This is a genomic window from Thalassospira lucentensis (assembly GCF_001613805.1).
Lineage (GTDB): Bacteria > Pseudomonadota > Alphaproteobacteria > Rhodospirillales > Thalassospiraceae > Thalassospira > Thalassospira lucentensis_A.
This window is the reverse complement of the sequence record NZ_LPVY01000005.1, coordinates 189,636-205,995: the sequence shown is the minus strand read 5'-3', so window position 1 is coordinate 205,995 and position 16,360 is coordinate 189,636. Positions and strand designations below refer to the sequence as shown.

Annotated in this window: 17 protein-coding genes; 14 read left to right on the top strand and 3 right to left on the bottom strand. The window is 54.4% G+C overall.

Going from position 1 to position 16,360, the window contains the following annotated elements:
• Positions 1-29 precede the first annotated feature (29 nt).
• Positions 30-1,361, bottom strand: coding sequence for a GH1 family beta-glucosidase (locus tag AUP42_RS06165; RefSeq protein ID WP_062950525.1), 1,332 nt, complete (start codon positions 1,359-1,361; stop codon positions 30-32).
• A gap of 228 nt (positions 1,362-1,589) precedes the next feature.
• On the opposite strand from AUP42_RS06165, the gene AUP42_RS06160 reads away from it, so the two are divergent.
• The 4 genes from AUP42_RS06160 (at position 1,590) to AUP42_RS06145 (ending at position 5,778) form a co-directional block, all read left to right on the top strand.
• Positions 1,590-2,834 (top strand): ABC transporter substrate-binding protein, encoded by a 1,245-nt coding sequence (locus AUP42_RS06160; protein WP_062949936.1) that lies wholly within the window; start codon positions 1,590-1,592, stop codon positions 2,832-2,834.
• A 156-nt stretch (positions 2,835-2,990) separates the two neighbouring features.
• Positions 2,991-3,842, top strand: a complete 852-nt coding sequence (locus AUP42_RS06155) for a carbohydrate ABC transporter permease (RefSeq protein ID WP_062950523.1) — start codon at positions 2,991-2,993, stop codon at positions 3,840-3,842.
• Positions 3,843-3,844: 2 nt separating this feature from the next.
• Positions 3,845-4,699 (top strand): carbohydrate ABC transporter permease, encoded by an 855-nt coding sequence (locus AUP42_RS06150; RefSeq protein ID WP_062949934.1) that lies wholly within the window; start codon positions 3,845-3,847, stop codon positions 4,697-4,699.
• 5 nt (positions 4,700-4,704) lie between these two features.
• On the top strand, positions 4,705-5,778 hold the full coding sequence (locus AUP42_RS06145) for an ABC transporter ATP-binding protein (protein WP_062949932.1): 1,074 nt from the start codon (positions 4,705-4,707) through the stop codon (positions 5,776-5,778).
• A 36-nt stretch (positions 5,779-5,814) separates the two neighbouring features.
• Here AUP42_RS06145 and ddpX read toward each other — a convergent pair whose 3' ends face one another.
• Positions 5,815-6,372 carry a D-alanyl-D-alanine dipeptidase gene (gene ddpX, locus AUP42_RS06140; protein ID WP_062949930.1) on the bottom strand — a complete coding sequence of 186 codons (558 nt, stop codon included), beginning with the start codon at positions 6,370-6,372 and terminating at the stop codon, positions 5,815-5,817.
• Between the two features lie 19 nt (positions 6,373-6,391).
• Between ddpX and tsaB the strand changes: the two genes are divergently transcribed.
• Positions 6,392-7,210 carry a tRNA (adenosine(37)-N6)-threonylcarbamoyltransferase complex dimerization subunit type 1 TsaB gene (gene tsaB / locus AUP42_RS06135; protein WP_062949928.1) on the top strand — a complete coding sequence of 273 codons (819 nt, stop codon included), beginning with the start codon at positions 6,392-6,394 and terminating at the stop codon, positions 7,208-7,210.
• Positions 7,207-7,746, top strand: a complete 540-nt coding sequence (gene rimI, locus AUP42_RS06130; RefSeq protein ID WP_062949926.1) for a ribosomal protein S18-alanine N-acetyltransferase — start codon at positions 7,207-7,209, stop codon at positions 7,744-7,746. Before tsaB ends, rimI begins: the two co-directional genes overlap by 4 nt.
• Positions 7,747-7,850: 104 nt before the next feature.
• On the opposite strand, the gene AUP42_RS06125 is transcribed toward rimI, so the two are convergent.
• Complete coding sequence (locus AUP42_RS06125; protein WP_062949924.1) at positions 7,851-8,096, bottom strand: sulfurtransferase TusA family protein; 246 nt, start codon at positions 8,094-8,096, stop codon at positions 7,851-7,853.
• 196 nt (positions 8,097-8,292) lie between these two features.
• On the opposite strand from AUP42_RS06125, the gene AUP42_RS06120 reads away from it, so the two are divergent.
• The 8 genes from AUP42_RS06120 (at position 8,293) to lnt (ending at position 16,327) form a co-directional block, all read left to right on the top strand.
• Positions 8,293-8,715 (top strand): Fur family transcriptional regulator, encoded by a 423-nt coding sequence (locus AUP42_RS06120; RefSeq protein WP_062949922.1) that lies wholly within the window; start codon positions 8,293-8,295, stop codon positions 8,713-8,715.
• A 165-nt stretch (positions 8,716-8,880) separates the two neighbouring features.
• Positions 8,881-9,672: a GNAT family N-acetyltransferase gene (locus tag AUP42_RS06115; protein ID WP_082824680.1), complete on the top strand. Its 792-nt coding sequence runs from the start codon at positions 8,881-8,883 to the stop codon at positions 9,670-9,672.
• Positions 9,669-10,571: a lysophospholipid acyltransferase family protein gene (locus AUP42_RS06110; RefSeq protein WP_062949918.1), complete on the top strand. Its 903-nt coding sequence runs from the start codon at positions 9,669-9,671 to the stop codon at positions 10,569-10,571. The genes AUP42_RS06115 and AUP42_RS06110 overlap by 4 nt, the downstream gene beginning before the upstream one ends.
• Positions 10,572-10,714: 143 nt before the next feature.
• On the top strand, positions 10,715-12,100 hold the full coding sequence (gene miaB / locus AUP42_RS06105) for a tRNA (N6-isopentenyl adenosine(37)-C2)-methylthiotransferase MiaB (protein WP_062950521.1): 1,386 nt from the start codon (positions 10,715-10,717) through the stop codon (positions 12,098-12,100).
• Positions 12,097-13,191 carry a PhoH family protein gene (locus AUP42_RS06100; RefSeq protein WP_062949916.1) on the top strand — a complete coding sequence of 365 codons (1,095 nt, stop codon included), beginning with the start codon at positions 12,097-12,099 and terminating at the stop codon, positions 13,189-13,191. The genes miaB and AUP42_RS06100 overlap by 4 nt, the downstream gene beginning before the upstream one ends.
• Positions 13,175-13,777 carry an rRNA maturation RNase YbeY gene (gene ybeY, locus AUP42_RS06095; RefSeq protein WP_062949914.1) on the top strand — a complete coding sequence of 201 codons (603 nt, stop codon included), beginning with the start codon at positions 13,175-13,177 and terminating at the stop codon, positions 13,775-13,777. Before AUP42_RS06100 ends, ybeY begins: the two co-directional genes overlap by 17 nt.
• A gap of 35 nt (positions 13,778-13,812) precedes the next feature.
• Complete coding sequence (locus AUP42_RS06090) at positions 13,813-14,754, top strand: hemolysin family protein (protein ID WP_062950519.1); 942 nt, start codon at positions 13,813-13,815, stop codon at positions 14,752-14,754.
• Positions 14,747-16,327 carry an apolipoprotein N-acyltransferase gene (gene lnt, locus AUP42_RS06085; protein WP_062949912.1) on the top strand — a complete coding sequence of 527 codons (1,581 nt, stop codon included), beginning with the start codon at positions 14,747-14,749 and terminating at the stop codon, positions 16,325-16,327. Before AUP42_RS06090 ends, lnt begins: the two co-directional genes overlap by 8 nt.
• Positions 16,328-16,360 lie beyond the last annotated feature (33 nt).

Below are 16,360 nucleotides of genomic sequence, written 5' to 3'. Positions count from 1 at the left end.
TGGCGGACAATCTAATCGCCCGTTTGCGGTTAAGGCAATGCGTTGCTTTCGATCACACGACGCATGAAGGCATAGGATGCCTTTGGCGTGCGCTTGAGCGTGTCGTAATCGACATGCACCAACCCGAACCGTTTTTCATAGCCATAGGCCCATTCGAAATTATCCAGCAACGACCAGGGCATGTATCCCTGCACATTTGCGCCTTCGTCCACCGCCCGCAAAAGGGCCGAAAGATACTCGTGGTAATAGGCAATGCGGTCCTGATCGTCGATATAACCATTATGGCCGGGAACGTCCGTGAAGGCACCGCCATTTTCGGTCACGAAAACCGGCGGGTTGCCATAGTTTTCCTGCAGGATTTTCATGGTGCGATAGAAGCAGTCTCCGTCAATCGCCCATCCCATTTCCGTACGGCGGAAATATCTCGGCGGTTCGGCATGTTTGAATGGCCATGCGCGCCCTTCGGCGGCTTCGATATAGCTCGGGAAATACTGGTTCAGCCCCTGAAAATCGACTTTGGTCTTGATCGCTTCAAGGTCACCATCCTGAATGTGCGGTTCCATTCGATCAATGATCAGCTCGGGATATCGACCGTAATAAACCGGATCAAGAAAGATGCCGTTCCATTTGGCCTCGAACAGATCGATTAGGTGGGCATCCTGTTTGCGCCGATGCGGCAGCGTATAGGCCTTGTGCATCGGCAAAACGAATCCGACTGGTGCATCCGAAGAGTGATGCTTGATCACGCGGGTCGCACGGGCATGGCACATATTCAGATGGTGGGCGGCCCGCATTGCCGCGCGCGGGTCGGTAATTCCCGGTGCGTGGCGGCCTTCTTCGTGGCCAACCCACGCCACAACGTTGGGTTCGTTAAACGTAACCCATGATTTGACCCGGTCGCCAAATCGCGTCACCAGCAGCTCGGTATAGTCGCCAAACCAGTCGACGATGTCGCGATTGGTCCAACCGCCGCGGTCCTGCAATGCCTGCGGCAGGTCCCAGTGATACAGGCATAACCAGGGATCAAGCCCGCGTTCGCACATGCCGTCAATTAACCGGTCGTAAAATGCCATGCCGGTTTCATTGACTTTGCCCGTGCCGTTCGGAATGACACGCGGCCACATCACCGAAAATCGATAATGTTTGGCACCAAGCCCCCTGATCAGGTCAAGATCTTCGGCCCAGCGATGATAATGGTCGCAGGCGACACTGCCGTTATCGCCATTGGCAACCCGGCCGGGTGTTGCACAGTAGGTGTCCCAGATGCTGTCGCCGCGCCCGTCGTCGCTCGCGCCGCCTTCAATCTGATAGCTTGAGGTCGAGACACCCCAGCGGAAACCGTTGGGAAAAGGTTTGGTCATGGTTGTTTCCTTGCCCTGTCGCGGATCGCATTCGTTGGCAGATCCAAAATCGTAACGTTTCGGAAATTTCGGCAAAAAAATAATGCCGGATCGAATTCGCCTTATTATGGCCGGGTTTTGTTGATTGACAAGAGTGAATAAAGCGCCTATCAAAAAAATCGAAACGTTACGAATTTTCGACCATCAAGAAGTCGGGCGCGAACGTATCCATTAGGGAGGACATCCGTTATGAAGAAATTTTCAAAGGTCGCAGCACTCGCGACATTTCTGAGCGCCGGTGTTTCTGTCGGTGCGCTTCACGCCCAGACAGCCGAAGTTCTGCACTGGTGGACCTCGGGCAGCGAGCAGGCTGCCTTGGGCGAAATCCGTGCGGCTTTCGAGGCGCAGGGCGGCAAATGGGTCGATACACCGATTGCCGGTGGCGGCAATGCCCGTGCGGCTGCGGTCAACCGCATGCTGGGCGGCGATCCGGCGACTGTTTTCCAGTTTTCCATTGGGCAACAATTGCGTGAACTGGCCGATCAGGGACTGTTGGCCGATGTGAATGCGGTAGCCGAAGAAGAAAACTGGGATGAAAAACTGCCACCATTGATCGTTCAGGCGGCAAAATATGATGGCGATTACATCGCGGCCCCGATCAACATCCACGGTGAAAACTGGATGTTTTACAATACCGCAGCGCTTGAAAAAGCCGGGATCGAGGTGCCAAAAAGCTGGCCGGAATTTATTGATGCAGCCAAAAAGCTTGAAGATGCAGGTATTGTCCCGATCGGTCTCGGCGGGCAGCCGTGGCAGGAACGTATCCTGTTTAACAGTGTCCTTCTGGGTGTTGGCGGACGTGAATTTTACGCCCAGCTATACAGCACGCTGGATGATGAACTTCTGGCATCCGACACCATGCGCAAGGTGTTTGAAACCTTTGCAGCGCTTAAACCTTTTGTCGATGAAGCAAGCCCGGGCCGGAACTGGAACGAGGCGACCAATATGGTCATTCGCGGCGATGCGGCGTTTCAGTTCATGGGCGACTGGGCCAAGGGTGAAATCATTGCTGCCGGGGTTGAACCGGGTACAACGGTTGGCTGCGCCTTCGCCCCGGCTATTGATACCGCCTATATCATGACGGTTGATGCCTTTGCCTTTTCCGCCATGGACGGTGACGAAGCTCAGGCTGCCCAGCAAAAGATGGCCGAGGTCATGCTTGAACCCGATGTTCAGATTGCCTTTAACAAGAAAAAGGGCTCGATCCCCGCACTTCTTGACGTGCCGGGTGACAGTTTCGATGCCTGTGCACAAAAAGCCATGGCAACATTGCAGGACAAGAAAACCCATCTGGTCAGTACCGGACTGTTTGGCGTTCCCAGTGCCGTTTCCGGGGCAATTGATGACAGTATCTCCAATTTCTGGAACAGTGCTGACATGAGCCCGGAACAGGGACAGGAAGAATTCCGTCAGGCGATTTCCTACGCCAAATAAGGCAGATGGAATGACACGACTTTGCAGGTGCGCCGCTGCCTCATGCAGCGGCGCCTTTACAAAGAAGCGAGATTATTCATGGCCGAACCGGCACAGGGTGCGTTGAAGACTTCGCACGACGGCAGATGGCGCTGGCGTCCGCAATGGACGGCAAGAATGGCGCTGATTCCTGCCATGACGATTACCATCGTCTGTTTCTATGGTTTTATCATCTGGACCTTTGTGATCTCGCTGACGCGTTCGCGTCTGTTGCCGGTTTATAAATTTACCGGGTTTGATCAATATGTGCGTCTGTTTGCTAATGAACGCTGGTGGACGGCGATGCAGAATATCGCCATCCACGGCTTCCTGTTTATCGGTGGATGTATTGTTTTCGGCTATTTGCTGGCGATCCTGATTGATCGCGGGGTCAAGGCCGAAGGCATGTTTCGCACGGTTTTCATGCTGCCGCTTTCGATGTCTTTCATCGTTACCGGTGTCATCTGGCAATGGGTGATGAATCCGGGGTTGGGTCTTCAGGATGCAGTGCGCGAACTGGGCTGGACCACGTTTGAATTCAACTGGATTGTGCGACAGGACCGGTCGATTTATACACTGGCAATTGCTGGGATCTGGCAACAGGTCGGGCTGTGCATGGCACTGTTTCTGGCGGGGTTGCGTAATGTCGACCCCAATATCTGGAAAGCATCCCGGGTGGATGGCATCCCGGTCTGGCGGGTCTATCTGCATGTGATTACGCCGATGATGCGGACCGTGTTTTTTACGGTCTTTATCCTGATGAGCGCGATTGTCATGAAAGCCTTTGACCTTGTTGTCGCCCTGACGGGTGGTGGTCCGGGCTTTTCATCGGATTTGCCGGCGAAATTTGTGGTCGATCATATCCTGAACCGGCAGGAACTGGGCCTTGGCGCGGCAGGTGCGTTTGTTTTGCTTTGTACCGTGATCGCAGTCATTTCGCCCTATATCCATTTTGAATTGCGCAAAGCACGCGACGGCGGAGGGCATTGACCATGCGATATAACCGTGTTGCGCTTTACGCGATGCTGGGGATCGCGGCCCTGATGATTTTGGCGCCGGTCTTCATCATGGTTTCGACGTCGCTGAAATCGATGGATGAAATCCGCGACGGCAGTATCTTTACTCTGCCGGCAGAACCAAATTTTGACGCATGGGGCGAGGCATGGTTTGGCGATTGTACCCAGACTGTGGGTGAGGATTGCGGTGGTTTGTCATCGTCTTTCCTGACATCGGTCAAAATCGTCATTCCGGCCCTGTTTTTATCGGTCGGGCTTGGTGCGGTGACGGGGTATGCCCTGGCAGCGTGGAAGATGCGCGGCGCCAATCTGATGTTTGCCGCCCTTCTGGTCGGCATGTTCATCCCGCCTCAGGTCACACTTTATCCCCTGATCATCATGGTGCGTGAATTGGGGATATTTGGCTCAATTCCGGGACTTGTTCTGGTGCATGTCATCTGGGGTGTCGCCTTTACCACCATGATGTTTCGAAACTTTTTCAAAACCGTTCCGCAGGATCTGCTGAAAGCTGCCCGGATTGACGGGGCGGGATTCTGGCCCTTGTTCTGGCATGTGATGTTGCCCCTGTCGTTGCCGATCCTGGGTGTCGCGATGATTTTGCAATTCACATACATCTGGAACGATTTTCTGCTGGGCCTGACCTTTGGCGGGCGATCCGGACAGCCGATGACGGTTGCGCTTAACAACCTTGTCGGATCGCAGTTCGGCGAAAAGGAATATAACGTGGATATGGCTGCCACCATGCTGACAGCGCTTCCGACACTGGCGGTTTATCTGCTGTCGGGGCGGTTGTTTGTTCGCGGAATTGCGGCTGGTGCAGTGAAAGGATAACGGACATGAACGGCGTTGAATTACGTGGTGTGACCAAGGCCTATGCCGGTCTGACCGTAATGAAGGACATCAATCTCGAAATCGAGGATGGCGCGTTTCTGGTTCTGCTGGGGCCATCGGGTTGTGGAAAATCGACGATCCTGAATATGATTGCCGGTCTGGAACCCGTTACCGGTGGGGCAATTCACATCGCCGGGCGGGATGTGACAGAACTGGAACCCGACGAACGCGATATCGCGATGGTGTTTCAGTCCTATGCGCTGTATCCGACCATGTCGGTTCGCAGGAATATCGGCTTTGGCCTTAAAATGCGCGGCATGCCCAAGGCCGATATCGAAAAACGGGTCGATGAAATCGGTGAACTTTTGCAAATCACCCCACTTCTGGATCGCAAACCATCGCAATTGTCCGGTGGCCAGCAGCAGCGTGTGGCAATCGGCCGTGCGCTGGTGCGCGAACCATCGGTTTTCCTGTTTGATGAACCGTTATCGAATCTTGATGCCAAATTGCGTGCCGATATGCGTGTGGAACTGAAACGCCTACATGAACGGCTTGGCCGGACAATTGTCTATGTTACCCATGACCAGATCGAAGCCATGACGCTGGCAACCAAGGTGGTGGTACTGGACAAGGGGGCCATTCAACAGGCCGATACACCGGAAAATGTCTATCGCCGGCCGGCCAACAAATTTGTCGCCAGCTTCGTCGGGGCCCCGACCATGAATTTCATCGATGGCAAGCTGGTACAGGATGGCGACGGTATTGCATTCGACGGTGGGTCTGGTCAGTTGCCTTTGGCAAATTTGCCTACCCGCTCACGTGATCTGATCGGGCAGCCCCTGACCTTGGGCGCGCGTCCCGAACATCTGATGTTTGATGATCTTGGGGCCAATGCACGGGTGCTTCTGGCTGAGCCGACCGGACCGGATCAGTATGTCCGTCTTGCGGTTGCCGGATCGGAAGTCACCGCGCGCACCGGCCCCGAACAGCATTTCAGTTCCGGCGCTGATGCGCGGATCATGATTGACGGGGCACGTGTGTCGCTATTTGATCCTGAAAGCGGACGCGCAATTCTTTAGGTTGTCCAATTCCGTATTCGGGGAATCTATCCGACATTATTTCATCATGCTTTGCGGCAGGGAACTGTCCGAAAACAGCGGGTATTTGCTGCGCGCGTTGGGTAACTGATAGTGCCACCATTCATGATCGTAATATTCGAACCCGGCGCTGACCATAATGCCAAGCAGTAGCAAACGGTTGGCTTCGGCGTCTTTTGAAAGCCCGTCCGCTCCGTGGTAGGACCGGATATGCATTTCATCAAACCCTGCCCCCATATCCAGTTCCTTGCCGTTTTCGTCCAACAGAGTTAGATCAATGGCAACACCACGGCCATGTGGCGATCCAATATCGGGATTGGCGATGAAATCGGGATTGGGTGTATGGTTCCAAAGGGCCCTCTGGGCTTCCTGTGGACGGAAGGCATCCAGAATGCGAATGCGTTTCCCGTGACGTCGTGCCATGGCGACAGCCTTTTTCAGGCAGTCGGCCGCATCGCGATGAAGATAGCAGGCAGGCCGTGAATAAATTGGTGCCCCGGTAAAATTGCGATCCGTGGCATAAACAATATCGATTTCGACATCATATTCTTGTGGCGTAATTTCGACCAGCGCCATTGCCGGAGGCCCCCTGTTCTTGTCGTTTACCGATTACATCAAAAAGATGCTTACCGGTCAGTTGCGCAGCAATTCCCATAGCGCAGATCAAACCGCATCGCAAACGCCATCCGGGGCCATTGAAAAAACAGGCCCGACGCTTTTGGCAATCGATACTGCGTCAACATCGCTTTCAACAGCCGTTCTGATCAATGGCGTGGTCAAGGGCGAGCTTTACGAAGACATGGAACGCGGTCAGGCCGAAAACCTGATGGGCTTCATTACCGAAAGCCTTAGCCAGGCAAGCATCACGTTCGACGAGGTTGACGGTATCGCCGTGACCGTTGGACCCGGGGCCTTTACCGGCATGCGGATCGGGCTTGCGACCGCGCGTGCACTGGGACTGGCGCGCAAAATTCCGGTGGTCGGTGTCAGTTCGCTTGAGGCAGTGGCTTATGGGGTTTCCGAACGCGATCAGCAGGGACGCAATATTCTGGTCGCTCTCGACAGCAAGCGGAACGAGATTTTCGCCCAGGCTTTTGATGGCAAGAAACGTGCGCTAAGTGCACCGGAATGTGTTGCTCCGCGACAGGCACTGATGATGGCGCCACCCGGTGATACGCTTCTGGCCGGTGATGCGACCCCGCGCCTTTTGACCGCCGCTGCCCATGCGCCTGATGCGTTTTATGATTGCACCGCCCCCGGCCTTCCGCGGGCGGGAAATGTGGCACGGATTGCCGCGGCACGTTGGGGGACGGATGAAAATCTTCCACCGGTGCCGATGTATCTGCGTGCGCCCGATGCGCGCCGTATCGAGGATCAGGGACCGGCAAAAAGCAGACAGGCAGACGAAGGATGAGTCATTCTTCCCGTCAGACGGAACTTGTGGACAGGATTGAAATCGTTCCCCTGACGGCGGCGTTTTGCCCTGTTGCCAGTGCGCTTCATGCCCAAGGGTTCGAAGATCACGATCACTGGTCGGCAGACGAGATGGTTGCGCTGCTTGATGTTCCCGGTGCTTTCGGATTTCTGGCCTTTGCCCCGGGAAACGAGGTGGAAAACCGGCTTGATACGCCGCTTGGTTTTATTCAGATGCAGGCGGTGCTGGACGAGGCGGAAATCAACACCATCGTTGTTGCCAAAGAAGCCCGTAAACGCGGTGTGGCCAGAAAGCTGCTGTTTGCGGTCTTCGAGCGGTTGCGTGAAACCGGTGTCGGTCGTGTCCTGCTGGAGGTTGCCGAGGATAACGCATCGGCGATTGCGCTTTATCGTCATTGCGGCTTTACCGAGATCGGGCGGCGTAAAAAATACTATCGCCGCAAGTCCGGCCGCGAGGTAGATGCACTTGTTATGGAACGTGATCTTGGAACTTGTGTTTTGGGCTGGAATGTTTGATGCAAGCTGGATGCATTCTATTTTGATATATCCACATCAAATGTGTGGTTTTGACTGCCAAGCTGTTATAGTCTAAGCACCGATGACGGCGCACCGGATCGGTTTCATCCCTTGCGGATGGTTACCCGATATGTTTCCGGGGCGTTGGCAAGTTCGACAATATCGATGACTGTGTCGCCCATTTCGGTGACGGAACGCGGAACGTTTTTTAATGGTTCGCCTGCGCCCAGTGTGACTTCCAGAATCTGGCCTTGTGTCATGGTTTCGAGTTTCAGCCGGGTGCGAACAAATGTCATCGGGCAGACATCGTTTGTGATGTCGATCTTATGGTCGGGCGTGGTGTCGTCCATATGCTGTCTCCTGATCGGGCACCGGAAACGTGAAGTAGCGTTTCATTGGACAGGAGGCAAGCCGGAGAGAACAAAATATCGCGATTTGTACCTTGCGATATGTGACAGTTTTCTCGATATTTAGCCCACATGAGAGCAAAAGCCTGGGAGCATCCTGGCTTGGGGACAGGCGGAACCGGAAACGAGAAACAAGACTATGCTTGCAGAATCAACCATCGAGCAGAAGTGCATCGACGCGGGTCTGAAAATGACCGGCCAACGCCGGGTAATTGCCCGAGTCCTATCGGAATCAGAAGATCATCCCGATGTGGAGCTCGTTTATCGCCGGGCGACGGAAATTGACCCGAAGATTTCGATTGCGACCGTTTATCGGACCGTTCGCCTTTTTGAAGAGGCGGATATTCTCGAAAAACACGATTTCGGCGATGGCCGTGCGCGTTACGAGGAACTGACCGAGGAACATCATGATCATCTGATCGACATGCGGTCGGGTAAGGTGATCGAATTTTCGAACGAAAAAATCGAAAAGCTTCAGGAAGAGATCGCCAAAGAGCTTGGTTTCAAGCTTGTTGGTCATCGTCTGGAACTTTACGGCGTTCCGATGAAAGACGAAAAGTAACCGATTTCTGACAAACCGGTTGCTAAAATCGCAGATTTCAAGCCACCCGCTCGACAAGAGCGGGTGGTTTTTCATATTCCTGTTACGCGTTCTTAACAAAGCCTTCACTCGCCCCTGATGCGAAACTTGCGCAAAATCTGCGCAGATGAACGAAAGGGAGTTGCGATGAGCGACGATCGACAGCAGCGGCTAGAGGTACGCCTCGCCGAAACCGAGGACGAAATACTCGCCAGCCAGAAACTTCGCTACAAGGTGTTCTATGAGGAGCGTGGGGCAAAGCCCAGCGCAGAAATGGTTGCGGCCGAGCGCGACTTTGACCACTACGATCCTTTGTGCGACCACCTGCTGGTAATCGATCACAATCGCGGACAGGGACCTGACGGTGTTGTTGGAACCTATCGCCTGTTGCGTCAGTCGGTTGCCAATCAGCACGGTGGCTTTTACAGCGCAGATGAATATCACATCCAGTCGATGCTTGATGCGGCACAGGGCAATGGCGAGATCATGGAACTTGGTCGTTCCTGTGTCGAGGAAGCCTACCGCACCATGCCGACCCTGCAACTCCTCTGGCAGGGAATTGCGGCCTATGTATTCAAATACGATATCAAACTGATGTTTGGCTGCGCATCGTTCCATGGCACCGATCCGGATGCGTTTGGTGATGTTCTGACCTATCTGCATCACAACCATCTGGCACCCGAAGAAATGCGCCCGCGTGCGGTCGAAGGTCGGTACGAACCAATGGCGCGTACGACTATCGACGCAATTGACGCCCGCCAGGCGCTTCGCGATCTGCCGCCATTGATCAAGGGCTATCTGCGACTGGGTGGTTTCGTTGGTGACGGTGCGGTGATTGATCATCAGTTCAATACCACTGATATCTGCATTGTGTTACCGACGGAAAAGGTAACGGATCGTTATTACAAGCATTATGAGCGGACCGCGAGGGTATCGTGAACTGTTATGCGTGTGCAGCCATCCGGCTGTTGGCCTATGCTCTGCTGACTTTGATCCTGATCCCGGTTCAGGTGATGGCGATTGCATTTCGACTGCGATTGGCTGATGACCTGCCGCGGGTTTATCATGCACTTTGCCTCAAAATCCTGCATATCGAGCTTCGGGTTTCCGGGGTAGAGTTGATGGATGGGCCGGGTGTGATTGTGGCCAATCACGCATCCTACCTTGATATTCCGGTGCTGGGGGCTTTGGTTCGTGGCAGTTTCATTGCCAAGACCGAGGTCGCCAGCTGGCCGGTTTTTGGAACACTTGCCAAGTTGCAGCGATCCACCTTTGTCGAACGTCGTCCGGTTCGTGCACGCGAACAGAATGACCAGATTTCCCAGCGCCTTGCCGACGGGCATAAGCTGATCCTGTTCCCGGAAGGCACCAGCAACGACGGCAACCGTGTGCTGCCGTTCAAATCGACCCTGTTTGGTGTTGCCGAACGCACCATGCCTGATGGATCGCCAGTAAAAGTCCAACCGGTTTCGATTGCCGCCACCCGTCTTGACGGTGCGCCGATCGGGCGTGATTTACGGGCATTCTATTCCTGGTACGGGGATATGGACTTGGCGCCGCATTTGTGGCAGTTTCTGGCGCTTGGCAAAGTAACGGTTGAGCTGGTTGTTCATCCGCCTGTGACGCTGGCAGATGCCGGGTCACGCAAGGAACTTGCCCGGATGTGTGAAACAGCTGTTGCGCGTGGACATCACGCAGCACTGACCGGCATGCATCAGGGTGTTCCGGTTCCGCTGATTGATAATGGACGTTCGGGTGACCTGATCGGTTTTTCGCCGCTGGCCATTGTTTCCGAAGACTTTCGTTTGTTCGGACCTGATCGTCAGTTCGGTTCCTGACAGTTTTGCCATATAATCGGGTTGTGTGAATTGGGTTTCATGTAACCGGAATTTCAGATATCGAAGATGTCCGTTCTGCGGTGTGAGCTTTCACACCGCTTTTCGGCGTATTCGGGAAAGCAAAAACGGATCCAGAAGTGAGCGTGACGAAGAAGCTTTTTGTAAAAACCTATGGCTGTCAGATGAATGTTTATGACAGTCAGCGCATGCAGGATGTATTGGCGCCGCTGGGTTACCAGCCGGTCGACGACGCCGCAGGTGCGGATATGGTTATCCTCAATACCTGCCACATCCGCGAAAAGGCTGCTGAAAAGGTCTTTTCCGATCTGGGTCGTATCCGCAAACACAAAAAAGCCAAGGAAGCGAACGGAACAGACAAGATGATTGTCGCCGTTGCCGGTTGTGTTGCGCAGGCCGAAGGTGCCGAATTGATGCGTCGCGAGCCGATGGTTGATATGGTGTTCGGGCCGCAAACCTATCATCGTTTGCCGGAAATGGTGGCACGTGCCAATCGTGCCATCGGGCGTGATCGCATCATCGATACCGATTTCCCGGCCGAGGAAAAGTTCGATCATCTGCCCCAGCAGGTTTCAAGGCAGGGTTATTCAGCCTTTCTGGCTATTCAGGAAGGATGCGATAAATTCTGTACCTTCTGTGTTGTGCCTTATACCCGCGGTGCGGAATATTCCCGTCCGGGCATGGATGTCGTCAATGAAGCCCGACAGCTTGTTGGCAAGGGCACGCGCGAAATCACCCTTCTGGGGCAGAACGTAAATGCCTATCACGGCGAAGCCCCGAATGGTGGTGAGTGGACGCTTGGCCGTTTGTTACGCGAATTATCCGAGATCGATGGACTGGATCGCATCCGTTACACCACCTCGCACCCGCGCGATGTTGATGGTGATTTGATTGCGGCTCATCGTGACCTGCCAAAACTGATGCCGTTCCTGCATCTTCCCATTCAGGCGGGATCGGATCGTGTGTTGCAGGCGATGAACCGCAAACATGATGGCGCGTCTTATCGCGAAATCGTTGCTAAACTAAAAGACGCCTGCCCCGATCTTGCGTTGTCATCCGATTTCATCGTGGGTTTCCCAGGCGAATCCGACAAGGATTTTGAGGACACGATGCAGATGGTGCGCGATATCACCTTCATTCAGGCGTTCAGCTTTAAATACAGCCCACGTCCCGGCACCCCGGCATCGGCCATGGAATTGCAGGTTCCCGAGCCGGTAAAGACCGAACGGATCATGCGTTTGCAGGCGCTTCTTGCCGAGCAGCAGCTGGAATTCAATCGAAACTGCCTTGGCCGGGAAATGGATGTCCTGCTGGAACGTTATGGCAAACTTGAGGGACAGCTTGTCGGAAAAAGCCCGTACATGCAGCCGGTACATGTTAGCGGTTTACCGGAATCCTCATTGGGACAAATAGTAAGGTTGAAAATCACCGAAGCGCTGCCTAATTCCCTTGGCGGTGAACTGGTCGATGCCCCGGTTCAAAACCGGGATTCTGAAAGGAAAATTGCGTGACTGCCACCTCAGCAAAGGCAAAAAACACGGCAAAAGCCAAGTCTTCGACCAAAGATACTGATCAGATCGAATTTGCAGATAATGCGCTTGCCCAGCTTTTATACGGGCCACAAGCCGAAAACCTGACCCGCCTTTCCGAAGGCACCGGTGTTCAGGTTTCCAGTCGCGGGTCGGTGGTAACCCTTGCAGGGCAGGGTCCCAAAGTAGCCCAGGCCAAAAAGGTTCTGGGGCAGCTTTACGCGCGTCTTCGGGACAAGGAAATTGACCATGTCGACGTTGAAACGGTCGACGGCGCGATTCGACTGTCCGAACCTGATGAAGCCGATCCTTGGACCGGCCAGACCAAGGATATGTTTGGCGGATCGCGCCTGACCATCCAGACCAAGAAACGCCGGATTTCGCCGCGATCCAAACGCCAGAAGGATTATGTTGAGGCGATGCTTGATCACGAGCTGGTCTTTGGTATTGGTCCGGCCGGTACCGGGAAAACCTATCTGGCGGTCGCAATGGCGGTTCAGTCGCTTATTCAGGGGCAGGTTGACCGTATCGTTCTGTCACGTCCGGCGGTCGAGGCTGGCGAACGGCTTGGCTTCCTGCCCGGCGATCTGAAGGACAAGGTCGATCCTTATCTGCGCCCACTTTATGATGCGCTGCATGATACTCTTCCGGGCGATGTTGTTATCAAGCGCATGGAAAGCGGCGAGATTGAAGTCGCACCGCTTGCCTTCATGCGAGGCCGTACGCTTGCACATGCCTTTGTTATTCTTGACGAAGCGCAGAACACGACAGCCATGCAGATGAAAATGTTCCTGACCCGCCTTGGCGAAGGATCGCGGATGGTGGTGACAGGTGACCTGACACAGGTCGATTTGCCCGATGGTACCAAATCCGGCTTGCGGGATGCGCTTGAAACTATTGCGGATGTCAAAGGTGTTGCGACGATCAAGTTTGATCAACGCGATGTGGTTCGTCACGCACTGGTGACCAAGATTGTTCAGGCCTATGACGCAGCAGATGCCTTGCGCGACCGCCTGAAAAAAGGCTATCGCGGGATCAAGGACGAGGATCAGGGCGATGACCGCACCGCTTGATCTGGACCTTGATGTTGAAGCCGGCAATTGGGCCAAGACCGAGATTGATGCGATTGAAAACGCTGTGCGTGCGGCACTTGATGGCGCTGCGCGTGAGGGTGCGCTTTGGAAAGAAGATGCCGTTCCAACCGATGGAACATCCGACGAAGGAGATGGCGCATCACTTCTGAGCATTGCACCTGTGGTCGAAGTTGGTGTTCGGCTATCGGACGATGCATCGGTCCGGATATTGAACCGTGATTATCGCGGCAAGGACAACCCGACCAATGTTTTATCGTTCGCAGCACTTGAAAGTGCGGATGATGCGGCAGATTTCATGATGTCACCTGATATGCCCCTGATGCTGGGTGATATCGTCATTGCACGTGAAACATGCGAACGTGAAGCCGTTGAACAGAACAAGACACTGATAAATCATCTTGTTCATCTGACGGTACATGGCACGCTGCATCTTGTCGGCTATGATCATATGGTTGATGATGAAGCCGAAGAGATGGAAGAACTTGAACGGCAAATTCTTGCCGCACTGGGGATTGATGATCCCTATGAACCGATCGAAGATCAAGATATCGAAACAGGACAATGAACGAGAATAGTCAGCGCGACGACGACCACGACAGTATGAGCCCTCGCCAAGGCGGGGATAATGCTCAGGATTCGGATAACGGGTCCTTATGGGGCAATGTCGCATCGGCATTAGGCCTTAAGCGCGGCAAAGCGCGAAACGGCGAAGCATCGCTTTCCGATACGCTTGAAGAGCTTGCCGAACGTAGTGAAGAAGATGATGAGCCCGTCTCGCTTCATGAACGGTCGCTTTTTGAAAATATCATCGCCCTTCGCGATATGACCGCCGAAGATGTGATGATCCCGCGCGCTGATATTGTAGCGGTCGAAAAAAGCATCACCCTCGACGAACTGGTCGAGGTGATGGTGAAAAAGGCACATTCCCGTCTGCCGGTTTATGGCGAGTCTATCGATGAAATCGTTGGTATGGTCCATATCAAGGATGTTTTGGGCTGCGTTGCGGCGGGCAAGGAATTCCAGCTGCAGACCCTGTTGCGCCGGGTGCTGTTCGTGTCGCCAGCGATCCGTGTCCTCGACCTGTTATCGGAAATGCGTCTGTCGCGGACGCATATGGCGCTGGTGGTTGACGAGTTTGGCGGTATCGATGGCCTGATCACCATCGAGGATCTGGTCGAGGAAATTGTCGGCGAAATTGACGACGAGCACGACATTGACCAGACACCTAAGCTGATCCGCCTTTCGGATGGCTGCTATATTGCCGATGCGCGTTACGAGGTCGAGGACCTCGAGGAAAAGCTGGGTTTTGGCCTGCTGGACGAGGATGAGGACGAAGATATCGATACGCTGGGTGGGTTGGTCTTTTCGCTGGCGGGGCGTGTTCCCGCGCGAGGCGAACTGATCGAGCATCCGACCGGTATCCAGTTCGAGGTTCTTGATGCCGATCCACGCCGTATCCGGCGCTTGCGCATTCACCTGATCCGCACGGAACCGGCAGCGATCAGTGACGAAAGTTCCAAACAGGGATCATCCAATGATTGATAGACTGGCGGCGCGTCTGGCCAACCTTTCGGGTTGGCGCAGGCGTTTTTTGTGGCTGGTGTCCGGGGCGGTTGCGGTATTGGCGTTGCCGCCTTTCTTCTTTTTACCGGCCCTTCCGATAGCTTTTGCCGTGCTGCTTTGGTCGCTCGACGGCGTTAAATGCAACAAAGGCGCGCTTTCGGCGGGTTGGTGGTTCGGAACCGGACATTTTGCCGCCGGTTTTTACTGGGTCAGTCATGCCTTTCTGGTCGAGCCGGAAATCTATGGCTGGATGATCCCATTTGTCTTGCTCGGACTGGGTGGCGGGCTTGCGATCTTTCCGATGGTTGCCGTTTGGGCGAGCTGGCGGCTGACGCGCAAAATTATCGGGCGTGCTGTGATGCTGGCAGCTTTGTGGGCGGTTGCTGAATTCCTTCGCGGCCATCTGATGACCGGTTTCCCCTGGAACCTGCTGGCTCATGTCTGGGCGGTCGATCCGGCTCCGATGCAATTTGCCTCAATCATCGGGGTTTATGGACTATCGGTGATCACGGGCCTCTTTGCGACTTTGCCTGCGACTTTCGTTGCAGGACGTGCCGGGCGATTGACAGCTTTTGCGGGCATCATGATTGCAGTGCTGTTGTGGGGGGGGGGGGCGCTTCGCCTTGCTCTGGTGGGACCAGCGGATGCCGAGGTTGCCGTTTCTGAAGATTTGCCTGTGGTGCAGGTCGTGCAGCCCAATATCCCGCAGCGTGAAAAGTGGGTACCGGAACTTCAGGATCAGCATTTTGCAAAACTGCTGCGACTGTCGCGTCGCCCGGCCGATATGGCGCCGGACCGCAGACGTATCGTGATCTGGCCCGAAACGGCTGCGACATTTTTTGTCGAAGCCCAACCGGTACGCAGGTTGCAGATGGCCTCGGTTCTCGGACCTGGTGATATTCTGGTTACTGGGGCTCCACGAACCTATCCGCGGGATACGGATGAATTCAAAGTTTGGAACGCGGTTCAGGTTCTCGACAGTACCGGAGAGATTGTTGCGAGTTTCGACAAGTTCCACCTCGTCCCATTTGGCGAGTACGTGCCATTCCGCAACTGGATACCGATCCCGAAACTGACGGCAGGACGCACTGATTTCTCTTTTGGGCCGGGACCGCAGACACTTGATATTGCAGGTTTGCCGAGTTTCTCGCCCCTGATTTGCTATGAGGTGATCTTCCCGGGTGCGGTTATTGACGATGCCAATCAGCCCGACTGGTTGCTAAATGTGACCAACGATGGCTGGTTTGGCAAAAGTGCTGGCCCTTATCAGCATCTGGCAGCTGCACGGTTTCGCAGTGTCGAAGAAGGGCGTCCGATGGTTCGGGCGGCCTATACCGGTGTATCGGCAATGTATGATGCATATGGACGGGAACTGGTGACACTCCCCTTAAGTGGAGAGGGAGTCATGGTTCACCCCCTTTCGGGGGTGTATAACCATACCACGGTATATTATTTGTGGCGCGATATTCTATTTTACGGTATTGTAACCTTTCTAGCCGTTCTCGTTTTGGGATATAGTAGGTTTTTCAAATCCCTTAAAGCGGCTGTGTGAAGCACCGAACCGCTCCCTGATTGTCCCACCAAA

What these genes read in the sequence shown, in the direction of transcription:
- AUP42_RS06165 (WP_062950525.1), bottom strand. Translation starts at nt 1,361, where the DNA reads ATGACCAAACCTTTTCCCAACGGTTTCCGCTGGGGTGTCTCGACCTCA.
- ybeY (WP_062949914.1), top strand. Translation starts at nt 13,175, where the DNA reads ATGACCGCACCGCTTGATCTGGACCTTGATGTTGAAGCCGGCAATTGG.
- rimI (WP_062949926.1), top strand. Translation starts at nt 7,207, where the DNA reads ATGAGTCATTCTTCCCGTCAGACGGAACTTGTGGACAGGATTGAAATC.
- ddpX (WP_062949930.1), bottom strand. Translation starts at nt 6,372, where the DNA reads ATGGCGCTGGTCGAAATTACGCCACAAGAATATGATGTCGAAATCGAT.
- lnt (WP_062949912.1), top strand. Translation starts at nt 14,747, where the DNA reads ATGATTGATAGACTGGCGGCGCGTCTGGCCAACCTTTCGGGTTGGCGC.
- AUP42_RS06115 (WP_082824680.1), top strand. Translation starts at nt 8,881, where the DNA reads ATGAGCGACGATCGACAGCAGCGGCTAGAGGTACGCCTCGCCGAAACC.
- AUP42_RS06150 (WP_062949934.1), top strand. Translation starts at nt 3,845, where the DNA reads ATGCGATATAACCGTGTTGCGCTTTACGCGATGCTGGGGATCGCGGCC.
- AUP42_RS06090 (WP_062950519.1), top strand. Translation starts at nt 13,813, where the DNA reads ATGAGCCCTCGCCAAGGCGGGGATAATGCTCAGGATTCGGATAACGGG.
- AUP42_RS06125 (WP_062949924.1), bottom strand. Translation starts at nt 8,096, where the DNA reads ATGGACGACACCACGCCCGACCATAAGATCGACATCACAAACGATGTC.
- AUP42_RS06160 (WP_062949936.1), top strand. Translation starts at nt 1,590, where the DNA reads ATGAAGAAATTTTCAAAGGTCGCAGCACTCGCGACATTTCTGAGCGCC.
- AUP42_RS06145 (WP_062949932.1), top strand. Translation starts at nt 4,705, where the DNA reads ATGAACGGCGTTGAATTACGTGGTGTGACCAAGGCCTATGCCGGTCTG.
- AUP42_RS06155 (WP_062950523.1), top strand. Translation starts at nt 2,991, where the DNA reads ATGGCGCTGATTCCTGCCATGACGATTACCATCGTCTGTTTCTATGGT.
- AUP42_RS06120 (WP_062949922.1), top strand. Translation starts at nt 8,293, where the DNA reads ATGCTTGCAGAATCAACCATCGAGCAGAAGTGCATCGACGCGGGTCTG.